This window comes from Micromonospora sp. KLBMP9576, from assembly GCF_050941805.1.
Taxonomy (GTDB): Bacteria; Actinomycetota; Actinomycetes; order Mycobacteriales; family Micromonosporaceae; genus Micromonospora.
In genome coordinates this window covers 1,445,306-1,459,661 of record NZ_CP194567.1, presented here as the reverse complement: position 1 = coordinate 1,459,661, position 14,356 = coordinate 1,445,306, and the positions used below count along the sequence as shown (strand labels likewise).

General features: G+C 74.0%; 8 protein-coding genes. 3 read left to right on the top strand and 5 right to left on the bottom strand.

From position 1 onward, the window contains the following. Positions 1-173: 173 nt before the first annotated feature. The 3 genes from ACQ452_RS06600 (at position 174) to ACQ452_RS06590 (ending at position 4,877) form a co-directional block, all read left to right on the top strand. Entirely contained in the window at positions 174-1,988 is a 1,815-nt protein-coding gene (locus tag ACQ452_RS06600) for a SpoIIE family protein phosphatase (RefSeq protein WP_433391027.1), read from the top strand. Positions 1,989-2,051: 63 nt separating this feature from the next. Continuing rightward, positions 2,052-3,227, top strand: coding sequence for a PQQ-dependent sugar dehydrogenase (locus ACQ452_RS06595; protein WP_433391024.1), 1,176 nt, complete (start codon positions 2,052-2,054; stop codon positions 3,225-3,227). Positions 3,228-3,284: 57 nt separating this feature from the next. Further along, entirely contained in the window at positions 3,285-4,877 is a 1,593-nt protein-coding gene (locus ACQ452_RS06590; protein WP_433391021.1) for a metallophosphoesterase, read from the top strand. A gap of 667 nt (positions 4,878-5,544) precedes the next feature. On the opposite strand, the gene ACQ452_RS06585 is transcribed toward ACQ452_RS06590, so the two are convergent. The 5 genes from ACQ452_RS06585 to ACQ452_RS06565 form a co-directional block, all read right to left on the bottom strand. Beyond that, positions 5,545-7,902, bottom strand: coding sequence for a transketolase-like TK C-terminal-containing protein (locus ACQ452_RS06585; protein ID WP_433391018.1), 2,358 nt, complete (start codon positions 7,900-7,902; stop codon positions 5,545-5,547). A gap of 178 nt (positions 7,903-8,080) precedes the next feature. Further along, positions 8,081-9,574, bottom strand: a complete 1,494-nt coding sequence (gatB, locus tag ACQ452_RS06580) for an Asp-tRNA(Asn)/Glu-tRNA(Gln) amidotransferase subunit GatB (RefSeq protein WP_433391015.1) — start codon at positions 9,572-9,574, stop codon at positions 8,081-8,083. Between the two features lie 11 nt (positions 9,575-9,585). Beyond that, positions 9,586-11,061 carry an Asp-tRNA(Asn)/Glu-tRNA(Gln) amidotransferase subunit GatA gene (gene gatA, locus ACQ452_RS06575; protein ID WP_433391012.1) on the bottom strand — a complete coding sequence of 492 codons (1,476 nt, stop codon included), beginning with the start codon at positions 11,059-11,061 and terminating at the stop codon, positions 9,586-9,588. Positions 11,062-11,128: 67 nt separating this feature from the next. Next, entirely contained in the window at positions 11,129-11,434 is a 306-nt protein-coding gene (gatC, locus tag ACQ452_RS06570; protein WP_091621275.1) for an Asp-tRNA(Asn)/Glu-tRNA(Gln) amidotransferase subunit GatC, read from the bottom strand. A gap of 183 nt (positions 11,435-11,617) precedes the next feature. Next, the gene (locus tag ACQ452_RS06565) at positions 11,618-14,185 is read right to left on the bottom strand and encodes a putative bifunctional diguanylate cyclase/phosphodiesterase (protein ID WP_433391009.1); all 2,568 of its coding nucleotides are present in this window, start codon (positions 14,183-14,185) and stop codon (positions 11,618-11,620) included. Between the last annotated feature and the right edge of the window lie 171 nt (positions 14,186-14,356).

The window sequence follows — 14,356 nt, the reverse complement described above, 5'->3', positions numbered from 1 at the left end:
CCGGGCCGCCACCCGGGCGGGGCGGCGGCCGGCACCCGAACGGGTGGACGCCCACCGACGGGGGTGCCGTGATCAGGGCGACGCCCCGGCGACCGAGCCGAAGCGGGCCGGGACAGGGTATAAGAGAGAACCGGAGTGCCGGTCGGCCTCCTTCCGGCACAGACAGGTGGTCAATGACCGACGGCTCCCGCGAGCACGCCCCGGAGCGGGCCGGCCCGAACCACGCCCTGCACGACCCCGATCGGCTGCGCTCCCTCGCCGAAACCCAGCTGACGGCCGTCCCCGACGAGGCGTTCGACCGGTTCGCCCGGCTGGTAGCCGACCTGCTCGACGTGCCGGTCGCCCTGGTCTCGCTGGTCGACGCCGAACGCCAGTTCTTCCCCGGCGAGGTGGGCCTGGCGCAGCCGTGGGCCGCCCGGCGGCAGACCCCGCTGAGCCATTCGTTCTGCCAGCACGTCGTCGATCTCGGCACCCCGATGGTGTTGACGGACGCGCGGCTGCGCCCTGCCGTCCAGCGCAACCTCGCCGTGCCCGACCTGGGCGTGGTCGCGTACGCCGGGATGCCGCTGACCGACCTGGAGGGCCGCGTCCTCGGGTCGCTCTGCGCCATCGACAACAAGCCCCGCGACTGGAGTGCGGAGCAGCTGCGGACCCTCGCCGACCTGGCCGCCGCCTGCTCCTCCGAGCTGCGGTTGCGCATCGCCCTGCAAGGCGCCGAGCAGGCGCGGCGGCGAGCCGAGGAGGCCAACGGCCGGCTGGAACTGCTCGCCGGGTTGGCGGGGATCCTGGCCGGGACGCTCGACGTGACCACGGCGCTGCGCCATCTGGGCGACACGATGGTGCCGCTGCTGGCCGACTGGTCCCTGATCACCCTGGTCGGGCCCGACGGGGCGCCCCGCGACGTGACCGCCGCGCACCGCGACCCGACCCGGGCCCCGGATGTCGCCCGCTTCGCCGAGCTGATGCGCACGGGGCTGAACGCCGACTCGATCACCCGGACGGTGCTGCGCACCGGGCGGCCCGTGCTGCGCAGCGACGCCACCCTCGCCGACGTGCGGCGGGGCACGATCGGTACGGATCTGCCGGAGATCGCCGCCCGCCTGGGCTTCTCGTCGCACCTCAGCGTGCCGATCACCGACGGCGGGCGGGTGCTCGGCTGCATCACCCTGGTCAACGGCCCCCGGCGGCACCGGTTCGACGACAGCGACCTGCTCGTCGCCGTGGACGTCGGCCGCCGGGCCGGGCAGGCGATCGGCAACAGCCGGATGTACGGCGAACAGCGGCACGTGGCGCACGTGCTGCAGGACAGCATGCTGCCGGACCTGCCGGTGACCGACGACCTGGAGTTGGCGGCCCGCTACCAGCCGGCGGCGGACCGGGTCGAGGTCGGCGGCGACTGGTACGACGCCTTCCACCAGCCCGGCGGCGACCTGATCGCCGCCATCGGCGACGTTGCCGGGCACGACATCGAGGCCGCCGCCACCATGGGGCAGTTGCGCAACCTCGTCCGGGGAAACGCGTACGGGCGGCCCGACGCGGTCGACGAGTTGATGATCCGCCTCGACGAGACGATCCGCGGGCTGCGCATCCCGGCCGCGGCCACGGCGACCCTGGTGCGGCTGAGCGCCGACGACGCCGGCGGGCAGCGGGTGAGCTGGTGCAACGCGGGGCACCCCCCGCCGCTCGTGGTCCGTGCCGGCGGGGCGGTGCAGGTGCTCGCCGGCATGCCGGAGCCGCTGCTCGGGCTCAACCGGGCGGTGCGCCGCAGCAGCCGGCACACCCACCTGGCCACCGGCGACACCCTGCTGCTCTACACCGACGGCCTCATCGAACGGCGGGACCGGTCCATCGACGAGGGGATGGCCGAGCTGGTCGCCCGGCTCGACGGCACCCACCGGCTGCCGCTGGACGAGTTCTGCGACCTGCTGCTCACCACCGCGCACCATCGGGAGGACGACGTCGCGCTGCTCGCCGTGCGGGCGACCTGAGCCCGGGCACGGCTCGGGCGGTCGTCGGCTCCGTCCCGCCGCCCCGGGGGCTACCCTGGGTCGGTGAGCGCCCGTCCCCCGTACTCTCGCGCCCGCCGTCTGCGGACGGCCCTGGCGGCCTCGTGCGCGGCGCTGCTGCTGGCGACCGCCGGTTGCAGCCTCGGTGAGCCGGAGCCCGACCCGGCCGGCGAGCCACCCACCTTTCCGACCCCGTCGGCGACGGCGAGCCCCGGCGGCGCCGGCCAGGAGGTCGTGACCACGGTGCTGGCGAAGGGCCTGCGGGTGCCGTGGGCGATCGCCTTCCTGCCCGACGGCGCGGCGCTGGTCACCGAGCGCGACAGCGGGCGCATCCTGCGGGTCGGCCCCGAGTCGGGGCCCGACGGGCTGAAGATCACCCCGGTGCAGACCATCGGGGACGTGGCGGCCTCCGGCGAGGGCGGGCTGATGGGCATCGCCGTCTCGCCCGACTACCAACGGGACAAGACGGTCTTCGTCTACTACACCACCGAGCGGGACAACCGGATCGTCCGGCTGGAGCTGGGCGGCACGCCCACCCCGATCCTGACCGGCATTCCCAAGGCCGGCATCCACAACGGCGGCGGTCTCGCCTTCGGCCCCGACGGCCTGCTCTACGCGAGCACCGGCGACGCCGGCGACCGGCCGCAGGCGCAGGACGCCAAGCGCCTGGGCGGCAAGATCCTGCGGATCACCAGGGACGGCAGGCCGGCGCCCGGCAACCCGTTGCCGAACTCCCCCGTGTGGTCCGTGGGACACCGCAACGTTCAGGGCATCGCCTGGGACGCCGGCAAGCGGATGTACGCGGTGGAGTTCGGCCAGAACACCTGGGACGAGATCAACCAGATCACCAAGGGACGCAACTACGGGTGGCCGACGGTCGAGGGGCGCGACGACGACAAGCGCTTCGTCAACCCGATCGCCCAGTGGCCGACCTCGGACGCCTCTTGTTCCGGCCTCACGGCCACCGAGCGGCTGCTCGTCACCGCGTGCCTGCGCGGGGAGCGGCTCTGGCTGGTGGAGCTGACCGACACCGGCACGACGCTCGGGCAGCCGCGCGAGCTGCTGGCCGGGCAGTTCGGGCGGCTGCGGGCCGTGGCCGCCGCGCCCGACGGCTCGATCTGGGTGAGCACCTCCAACCATGACGGTCGGGGTGACCCGGCGCCCGAGGACGACCGTCTGCTGCGGCTGGTCTTCGCCGGCGGCGGGGCCGGCCGGAGCTGACGTACCGGCTCGCCCGGGTTTCCCAAGATCCGTCAGTGGGCAGGTCAGAATCTCATCATGGATGGCCAGGAGAACGAGCAGCACGCGAACCGGGACGAGGACGCCCCGGCGACGGATCCCGCCCCGGCGAGGGATCCCGCCCCGCGCCCGGCGCCCGGGCGGCGTGCCGCCGGATGGAACCGCCGGCGTGCGCTGCGCGCGACGGGGGTGACCCTGGCCGTCCTCGTCGTCGCCCTGGCCGGCGTCATGATCGGTGTGTTCGCCGGCGGCCGGGTGAGCACCGACATCGGCCCCTTCCAGGCGGACCTCACGGTCATGCCGGCGGCGGGCGGCGGCACCACGGTCGACATCCCGCCGCTGGGTGCGCTGCTGCTCGACAGCCACGACGGGCCGACCCACCTGACGGTGGAGCTGGGCGCGCTGGACCAGAGCCGCACCGAGGCGCTGCTCGACGATCCGGCCAGCATCAACCGGGCGAGCCAGTCGGCCGTCGACGACGTCCGCGAGGGCGTGCTGCGGCTCGGCCTGCGGACGCTCGCCTCGGCGGTGCTGGTCACGCTGGTGCTGGCCCTGCTGGTCTTCCGCGACACCCGCCGCGCGGCCTGGGCCGGCGGGCTGGCGTTGGTGATCACCGCCGGCAGCCTCGGTACCGCCGCCGCGACGATCCGGCCGGAGGCGATCGAGGAACCACGTTACGAGGGGCTGCTGGTCAACGCCCCGGCGATCGTCGGTGACGCCCGGCGGATCGCGAACGACTACACGCGGTACGCCGAGCAGCTCCAGCGCCTCGTCGGTAACGTCAGCCAGCTCTACACCACGGTGTCGTCGCTGCCGGTCTACGAGCCCGCGCCCGGCACGACGCGGGTGCTGCACGTCTCCGACATGCACCTCAACCCGACCGGCTGGCAGCTCATCCGCACCGTCGTCGAGCAGTTCAACATCGACGTGGTGATCGACACCGGGGACATCACCGACTGGGGCTCCGAACCGGAGGCCTCCTACGTGGCGTCGATCGGCCTGCTCAAGAAGCCGTACGTCTACATCCGGGGCAACCACGACTCGGGGCGGACCGCAGCGGCCGTCGCCCGCCAGCCGAACGCCATCGTGCTGAGCAACACCACCACCACGGTCGCGGGGCTGACCATCGCCGGCATCGGCGACCCGCGCTTCACGCCCGACAAGAACACCTCGCCGGCCGGCAGCGGCCTCACCCGGCAGACCGCGGATGAGCTCATCGGCGTCGGCGACCAGCTCGCGGCCACGGTCCGCAGCTCGCCGCGCCCCGTGGACCTCGCCCTGGTGCACGACCCGGCCTCCGCCGGCCCGCTGTCGGGCACCTGCCCGCTGGTGCTGGCCGGGCACACCCACGACCGCCAGGTCTCGAAGCTGCCGGAGGTGCCCGGTCAGCGGCCAACCCAGCTCATGGTGCAGGGGTCCACGGGCGGCGCCGGCCTACGCGGCCTGGAGGGTGAGAAGCCCACCTCGCTCTCGATGAGCGTGCTCTACTTCGACACGGACAAGCTGCTGCAGGCGTACGACGACATCACCGTCGGCGGCACCGGCCAGTCCCAGGTAAACCTGGAGCGCCACGTCGTGGAGGACCCGCAGGCCGGCGTGCCCGCCCCGGTCACCCCCACCCCGACCCGCTGACCCTTCACCCGCCCGCCGACCCGCTGACCGCCGGCCCGCTGATCGCCGGCCCGCTGACCGCCGGCCCGCCCGCCGACCCGTGGCCCGGCCGGCCGCCGGCCTGCCGAACCTGGCACCCGGTCGCCGGGCCCGATCGGTCCTGACGCCTGATCGCCGCGCCCTCGTCGGCGTTGGTGCCGGCGCCACCGCCTCCGCACCCCCAGCCGGGAATGGTCACTCCCTGTATCGTCCGGCGCCCTCTGCCGCCACCTGCTCAACACGCTTTGCTCTGCATCCACGGGCGCACCAGCTACTAAACGTAGCGATGCCCCGACGCCGGCCGATGGGCTCGCGCGGCAAAATTCCTGCTCAGCGCACTGGTGCGTCCGTGGATGCAGAGCAAAGGCCGCCTGGGGTCGCCCCGCGATCCACGCAGGGACGTCACTTTCTGTCACAGCATGCGACCAACACCTAGATTACAAAGCGTGACGGCCAGCGGGTCGGCGGACGGTTGCGCGGCGCCTCCGCTGACGGCTGGTCGGCCGGCCCGGCGTCGCGCCGGCGCCGCACGACCCGACGCACGACCGCGCGGAGCGGCCCGACGCCGCACGACCCGACGCACGACCGCGCGGAGCGGCCCGACGCCGCACCACGCTGGGCGGCGCGGCAGGGCGTGGGGTCCTGCCGGTCAGCGCAGGGACAGGGCCGCCAGGGCGGCGTTGACGATGCTGCCGGGGAGCAGGTCGTGCAGTTCGTAGAGGTCGCGGACGGTGCCGGACTGGCCGAACTCGTCCACGCCCAGCGGGACCGCCGGGGCGACGAGCGCCGAACCGAGCCACGCCATGGCGTGCGAGGCCGCGTCGTGCACGGTCACCACCGGCACCCGGTCGGCGAATGCCGAACGTAGCGCGCCCGGGACGCTGGGCACCGTGGCCGTGCGTACGCCCTGGCGCAGGGTGCGCTGCCAGGCCCGGTAGATCCGGTCCAGCGAGGTGACGTCGACGACGTGCGCGGCGATGCCCTCCTCGGCCAGCTCCGCCGCCGCCGCGAGCACCTCGGGCAGCACCGCGCCGGAGACGGCGAGCTGCACCACCGGGGCGTCGACCAGGTGCGGGTACGCCTCGTGGGCGTCCACCAGTCGGTACGCCCCCGCGACCGCCTGCCGGCGCAGCACCGCGTCGCCGAGCCGGGCCCGGGCCGCCTCGAAGGGCGCCTGGTCGATCGGGCGGGTGCTGAGCCGGAAGTAGTACGCCCCGTCCTCGGCGGGGGCGGCCGTCGCCGACGGGGCGGCCCCACCCGCGATCTGACCCAGCGCGTCGCAGAGCAGCCAGTCCAGGGTGGTCGCGTACGCGGGTTCGAGGAACGTCACCCCGGGCAGCTCCAGCCCCACCGAGGCGGTGATCGTCGACTGGTGGGCGCCGCCCTCCGGGGCGAGGGTGATGCCCGACGGGGTGCCGGCGACCACGAACCGGGAGCCGGAGTAGGTGCCGTACAGGAAGGCGTCCAGGCCGCGCAGCACGAACGGGTCGTAGACCGTGCCGACCGGCAGCAGCGGCTGCGCCGACAGGTCCCACGACAGGCCGAGCTGGCCGAGCAGCAGGAACAGGTTCATTTCCGAGATGCCCAGCTCGATGTGCTGGCCGGCGGGGCTCTCCGTCCACCGCAGCATCCGGTCCTCGGTCCAGGCACGCTGCTCGGTCGGCGCGAAGACACCTGTCTTGTTGAGGAAACCGGCCAGGTTGGTGGAGGTCGCCACGTCCGGTGCGGTGGTCACCAGGTAGCGGCCCACCTCGGGGTTGCGGGCCAGTTCGACCAGCACCCGGCCGAAGACCTCCTGCGTCGAGATCGGCTTGTTGGCGCGTACCCGCGTGCCCTCCGGAACTGTGACACCCAGCGCGCGCTCACGGGGCGCACGGGACAGCGACTCCCGGCGCTCGCCGGCCCGGATGCCGGCCGGGGACGCCGGGTCCAGGCGGTCCCACTCGGTCTCCCGCGTCAGGCCCTGCGCGGCGCGCAGCGCGTCGACCTGCTCGGAGCTGAGCAGCGCGGAATGGTTACGCGGGTTGCCGGCGATCGGCAGCCCCCACCCCTTCACCGTGTACGCGAAGATCACGCTCGGCCGGTCGGTGACGGCGTCGCACTGGGCGTACGCGTCGAGCATCGCCGCCATGTCGTGCCCGCCCAGGTCGGTCACGAGCGGCCCCAGCTCGTCGTCGTCGACGTCGGCGATGAGCGCCTCGATGCCCGCCGGAGCGCCGTCGAGGAACTGCCCGCGCAGCGCCGCACCGGTGAGTCCGAACAGCGACTGGTACTGCTCGTTGGGCATCGCGTCGATCCAGTCGCGCAGCGCCTCGCCGCCCGGCCGCGCGTACGCCTCGGCGAGCTTGCGGCCGTACTTGACCTCGACCACGTGCCAGCCGGCGGCCTCGAACTGGCCCCGCCACTGGTTGATCCGCACCCCGGGCACCACCCGGTCCAGCGACTGCCGGTTGAAGTCCACCAGCCACATCACGTTGCCCAGGCCGGTGGTGGCCGGGTCGGCGACGGCCTCCCAGATGTTCCCCTCGTCCAACTCGGCGTCACCGATCAACGCGACGAACCGGGAGTGGGGACGGGCGCCGAAGTGCGCGTCGACGTAGCGGCGGGTCGCGGCGGCGAAGAGCGGCGCCGCCGCGCCGAGCCCGACCGAACCGGTGGAGAAGTCCACCTCGTCCGGGTCCTTGGTACGCGACGGGTACGACTGCAGCCCGCCCCGGGCCCGCAGCCTCGTCAGGTAGGAGCGGTCGAGGTTGCCCAGCAGGTACTGGATGGCGTGGAAGACCGGCGACGCGTGCGGCTTGACGGCCACCCGGTCCTCCGCGTCGAGGTGCGCGAACCACAGCGCCGTCATGGCGGTGACCAGCGAGGCGCTGGACGCCTGGTGCCCACCCACCTTCACCCCGTCGCCGGTGTCCCGCTCGTGGTTGGCCGAGTCCACGATCCGGGTCGCGAGCCAGAGCACCCGCTGCTGGATCTCTTCGAGCACGTCGAGGTCGGTACGGTTCACGGTCGACTCCAGGGGTCCGGCACGTCACCGTTGGCGGCCGGTCGGGGGCGGGCGGGTCGCGAGGGGTGGACCCGGCGGGTGCGCAGCCGCCGCGCGCGACGGGCGCACGCGGCGGCTCGATGGTGCGGAGGGGACCTCCCCGTGCGGAGGGCGTCAGGAAGGTCCCCGTCCCTGCCGGTCAGGCGCCGAGACGCGCCAGGATCAGCTCGCGGACCGTCTTGGCGTCGGCCTGGCCGCGGGTGGTCTTCATGACCGCACCGACCAGCGCGCCGGCCGCCGCGACCTTGCCGCTGCGGATCTTGTCGGCGATGTCCGGGTTGGCGGCGATCGCCTCGTCGACGGCGGCGGTGAGCGCACCCGTGTCGGAGACGACCTCCAGGCCCCGGTTGGTCATGATCTGCGCCGGCGACCCCTCGCCGGCCACCACGCCCTCCAGGACGGTGCGGGCCAGCTTGTCGTTGAGCTTGCCGGCGTCGACCAGGCCCTGCAGCTCGGCGACCTGCGACGGGGTGGCCCCGACGTCGGCCAGCTCCACGCCCGTCTCGTTGGCCCGGCGGGACAGCTCACCCAGCCACCACTTGCGGGCGGCGGCGGGGGTGGCGCCGGCGGCGATCGTCGCCTCGATCAGCTCGACCGCACCCGCGTTGAGCACGGACTGCATGTCCGCGTCGGACAGGCCCCACTGCTCCTGCAGCCGGCGGCGGTGCAGTCGCGGCAGCTCCGGCAGCGCCGCCTTCAGCTCGGCCACCCAGGCGGTGTCCGGCGCCAACGGCACCAGGTCGGGCTCGGGGAAGTACCGGTAGTCGGTCGCCGTCTCCTTGGACCGCCCCGGCGTGGTGTCCCCGGTGTCCTCGTGGAAGTGCCGGGTCTCCTGGATGATCCGGCCACCCGCGTCGAGCACGGACGCCTGCCGGATGATCTCGGACCGGACGGCCCGCTCGACCGACCGCAGCGAGTTGACGTTCTTGGTCTCCGTGCGGGTGCCCCACTCCTCGCCCGGCAGGTTGAGGGAGGTGTTCACGTCACAACGCAGCGACCCCTCCTCCATCCGCACGTCGGAGACGCCCAGCGAACGGAGCACGTCGCGCAGCTCCGTGACGTACGCGCGGGCCACCTCGGGGGCCAGCGCGCCGATGCCCGGCACCGGCCTGGTGACGATCTCCACCAGCGGGATGCCGGCACGGTTGTAGTCGACAAGCGACTCGGTGGCGCCCTGGATGCGCCCGGTGGCGCCGCCGACGTGCAGCGTCTTGCCGGTGTCCTCCTCCAGGTGCACCCGCTCGATGCCAATCCGCACCAGCTCGCCGTTCACCTCGACGTCCAGGTAGCCGTCGAAGCACAGCGGCTCGTCGTACTGGCTGATCTGGAAGTCCTTCGGCATGTCCGGGTAGAAGTAGTTCTTCCGCGCGAACCGGCACCACTGCGCGATCGAGCAGTTCAGCGCCAGGCCGATCCGGATGGTCGCCTCGATGGCGGCCTTGTTGGCGACCGGCAGCGAACCGGGCAGACCCAGGCAGACCGGGCAGACCCGGGTGTTCGGCTCGCCACCGAAGTCGGTCGGGCAGCCGCAGAACATCTTGGTGTTCGTGCCCAGCTCGACGTGGGTCTCCAGGCCGATCACCGGTTCGTAGCGCGCGACGACCTCGTCGTACGCGGGCAGTGTCGTCGTCATGGGTTCCTGCCTCACAGTGCCGGTGGGGTGAAGGTGCCGACGGTGCTCTCCAGCGCGGCGGCGACCCGGTACATCCGGTCGTCGGCCATCGTCGGGGCCATGATCTGGAGGCCGACCGGCAGCCCGTCGGAGAGCCCGCACGGCACCGAGATGCCCGGCCCGCCGTACAGGTTCGTCGGGATGGTGAACAGGTCGGCCAGGTACATCTGGTAGGGGTCCGAGGTACGCGCGCCGATCGGGAACGCCACGAACGGGGTGGTCGGCGAGATCAGCGCGTCGACCCGCTCGAACGCGGCGGTGAAGTCCCGGGTGATCAGGGTGCGCACCTTCTGCGCCTGCCCGTAGTAGGCGTCGTAGTAGCCCGACGAGAGGGCGTACGTGCCGAGCATGATCCGGCGCTTGACCTCGGGGCCGAAGCCGGCCTCCCGGGTCAGCGACATGACCTCCTCCAGCGACCGGTTGCCGTCGTCGCCGACCCGCAGGCCGAAGCGGACGCCGTCGAAGCGGGCCAGGTTGGAGGAGGCCTCGCTCGGGGCGATCAGGTAGTACGCCGGCAGCGCGTACCCGAAGTGGGGGCAGGACACCTCCACGATCTCGGCGCCCAGCTTGGCCAGCGCGTCGACCGACTCGCGGAAGGCCGCCATCACGCCGGGCTCGGCACCCTCGCCGACGAACTCGCTGACGATGCCGAGCTTCACGCCGGTCAAATCGCCTGTCGCGCCGAGCCGGGCGGCGGCCACCACGTCCGGCACGGGCTGCGGGATCGACGTGGAGTCGCGCGGGTCGTGCCCGCCGATGACCTCGTGCAGCAGCGCCGCGTCCAGCACGTTGCGGGCGCAGGGGCCGGGCGTGTCCAGGGAGGAGGAGAACGCCACCAGACCGTAGCGGGAGGTGCCGCCGTAGGTGGGCTTCGCCCCGACGGTGCCGGTGACCGCGCCGGGCTGGCGGATCGAGCCGCCGGTGTCGGAACCGATCGCCAGCGGCGCCTCGTACGCGGCCAGCGCCGCGGCACTGCCGCCACCCGAGCCGCCCGGGATGCGGTTCAGGTCCCACGGGTTGTGCGTCGGCCCGTACGCGGAGTATTCCGTGGAGGAGCCCATCGCGAACTCGTCCATGTTGGTCTTGCCGAGCATCACCGTGCCGGCGGCGCGCAGCCGCTGCACGATCGTCGAGTCGTACGGCGGGCGCCAGCCCTCGAGGATCTTCGACCCGACGGTGGTCGGCACGCCCCTGGTGGTCAGCACGTCCTTCACGGCGACCGGCACGCCGGCCAGCGGGCCCAGCGCCTCGCCGGCGGCGCGGCGGGCATCGACGTCGGCGGCGGCGGCCAGCGCCCCCTCGCTGTCGACGTGCAGGAACGCGTGCACCCGCTCGTCGACGGCGGCGATCCGGTCGAGGTGCGCCCGGGTGACCTCGACGGCGGAGGTCTCACCGCTGGCGACGAGCCCCGCGATCTCCGTCGCGGTCAGTCTGGTCAGGTCACTCATGCCGTCGCCTCGCTTCGCTCACCGGCGCCCTGAGCGCCACGCACACCGGGCCTGATGGTCCGCCCGCTCATGACGCCACGTCCTCGTCCAGGATCCGCGGTACGCGGAACCGCTGCGCCTCGGCGTCGGGCGCGCCCGACAGCGCCTCCTGCGGGGTCAGCCCGGGCACCACGACGTCGTCGCGCAGGACGTTGGTCAGCGGCACCGAGTGCGACGTCGGCGGAATGTCCGCCGCGGCGACCTCGCCGACCTGCGCGACCGCCTGGAGGATCACGTCGAGCTGGCCGGCGAAGGTGTCCAGCTCCTCCTCCGTGACGGCGAGCCGCGACAGTCGCGCCAGGTGCGCGACCTCCTCGCGGGAGATGGCGGCCATCGGTGCCCCCTTCGTGACGGTGCTGCGGGTCGGACCGGGTGTCGGCCGCGCGGCCGAGATGCGTGACGCGCGGTGACCGGAGCGAGTCTATTGTTCCGCCCCGGCCGCGCGTCCCCGACTCCCCCTCCCCCGGCGCGGCGGCGGGACGGCGCGGCGGCGGGGCCGTACCGCTGCCGTGGTGGCTCAGCGCGCGTGCCGGCGGGGGATCTCCGCGTCGGGGCTGGGCGTCGGGCGGACCGGCCGGTAGCGGGCCAGCCAGCCGAGGAGTTCCTCGGCGGGCATGGGCCGGGCGTAGAACCAGCCCTGCGCCGCGTCGCAGCCCGCCGCGTGCAGCATGCGCCAGGTGCGCTCGTCCTCGACGCCCTCGGCGACCACCCGCAGCCCGAGCGCCTTCGCCAGCTCGATCGTCGACTTCACGATCGCCGCGTCGTCGGCGTCCTCGGCCATCCCGAGCACGAAGGAGCGATCCACCTTCACCTCGGACAGCGGCAGCCGCCGCAGGTGTTGCAGGGAGGAGTAGCCGGTGCCGAAGTCGTCGAGGGAGATGCCGACGCCGATGCGGTGCAGCCGGGTGATGGTGGCCAGCACCCGGCGCGGGTCGGCCATCAGCGCACCCTCGGTGATCTCCAGTTGCAGCCGCTGCGGTGGCACGCCGTGGCGGGCGAGCCGGTCGGCGATCTGGTCGGCGATCTCGCCGGTGTGCAGGTCCCGCACGCTGACGTTGAGCGCCGCCGGCAGCTCCATGCCGACGGCCGACCACCTGGCGAGCTGCTCCACCACGTCGTCCACCACCCGCCGGGTGAGCAGCCGCATCACGGCACTCTGTTCGGCGACCCGGATCAGTTCCTCCGGGTCCACCATCCCCCGGCGGGGATGCCGCCAGCGCAGCAGCGCCTCCACGCCGACCACCTCGCCGGTCGCGATGGCGACCTGCGGCTGGTAGTACATGGTGATCTCGCCCGCGCCGGCGACCGGGTCGGTGTCCGGGCCACCCCCGGCGGAGCCCCGGCGCGTCGGGTCGCCGTCGGCAACGCCCCCGTCGGCGCGATCCGTCGCACGGCCGCCGTGATCGGCCGCGCCGTCGGCGGGCTGCCCCGGCCGCCGGGCGACGGCACCGCCGCGACCACCGGGACGCCCGCCGCCGGCGCGCCGCCGGGGAACCTCGCCGTGGTCGCCGCCGGCCCCCGGCGCGGCCACCGCCCGGCGGCGGATCGGGTCGGCGGCGGTGGCGATCCGGTTGATCAGCTCGTCGGTGTGCGGCGGCTCGGGTCGCTGCCGGCGGCGGCGCAGCCGCCAGCGGCCGGCCCCGGCGGCGAGGACCACCCCGTCGGCGGGAAGTTCGGCCCCGTCGCCGCCCCGGGCGCCACCGCCCGTAGCGACCAGCGCCCCGTCGCCCGGGACGTCGGCACCGGCCAGGCCCGCCCCGGGGGGCGGGTCGTCGGCCGGGCGGCCCGCCTCCAGCACCCGGCGCAGGTCGGCGAGGAGGGCGAGCCGCTCGGCGGAGTTGTGGTCGGACTCCGCCGCGTAGACCGCGACCGTGTCGTTGCGGTGTTTGGCGTCGTACATCGCCACGTCGGCGTGGCGCATCAGGGTCGCGAAGTCCTCGCCGTGCTCGGGGTAGAGCGCGACGCCGATCGAGCCCCCCACGTCGAGCGGCAGCCCGTCCAGCGACACCGGCTCGGCCAGCGCGCGGACCACCCGGCCGGCGATCTCCCGGGCCTCGTCGACGTCGGCCAGGCCGGTCACCACGATGCCGAACTCGTCGCCGCCCAGCCGGGCGACCATGCCCTCGCCGCCCACGCCCGTCAGCCGGGCGCTCACCTCGACCAGCAGCCGGTCGCCCACCGCGTGCCCGAGCGCGTCGTTGACGTTCTTGAACCGGTCGAGGTCGATCAGGAGCAACGCCAGCCGGGCACCGGGCTCGCCGCGGGCCGCCCGTTCGGCGTGCAGGTGCACCTGCTCGCCGACCTCGGCCAGCAGCGCCTTGCGGTTGGGCAGGCCGGTGAGCGGATCCAGGGACGCGAGCTGCTGCTGCTCGACGCTGAGCCGGGCCATCCGGTAGACGGCGAACAGCGGCACCAGCACCAGCGGGATCAACGCCGCGCTGACCCGGGCCGCCGCGACCAGCACCGGGGCGAGCAGCAGCAACGAGCCGGTGGAGAGCAGCTCGAAGCCCAGCCCCTGCCGCAGGCCGGGCCACCACCGCTCGCCGAAACGCAACCGGACGGCCGCGCTGACCAGCGCGTAGTTGACGGCGAACCAGGCCGCCGTCGCGCCGGCCACCGCCAGCACGTCCGTCGCGCGCAGCCGGGCGCCGTCGTAGACGCTGCCCGGCCCCAGCCAGGTGACCACGTACGCGGCGCCCAGCGCGGCGGCGTACTGGGCGGCGTTGAAGGCGGTCCGCCAGGGGGCGTAGCCCATCCGCCAGCCGGAGACGACGACGGCCGCCGCCTGCACCAGGACCGCCGGACCGAAGCCCCAGCCGAGCAGGATGGCGAAGGTGAAGCAGGTGGACGGGAAGACCGCCGAGGTCTGCCGGTGGCCGGGCGGGACGAACGGGCGCGCGTCGCAGCCGACCGCCAGGGCCGCCATCACCCAGAACGCCACCGGCAGTCGCGGCAGCTCGGCCGGCAGGTCGAGCAGCGGGCGTACGCAGAGCAGCGCGGCCAGCCCGACCACCGACCAGACGAAGGCGAAGAACCGGCGTGCCCGGCCGGGCGGGACGGAGTTTCGCGAGTCTGCGGCCTCCATCACACCTCCCGAGGGCTAGGTCCACGAGGCGTGACCCGGTCGCACGCCGCGCCACCAATCAAACGCCCTCCGTGTCGCTATGCCCGGCACGACAGTCGCGAATCGGCAGTAGTCGTAATTAAGTTGGTATCTCGCCCCGCCCGGCCGGCGCAGCGGACGGGTGCGCCGGCC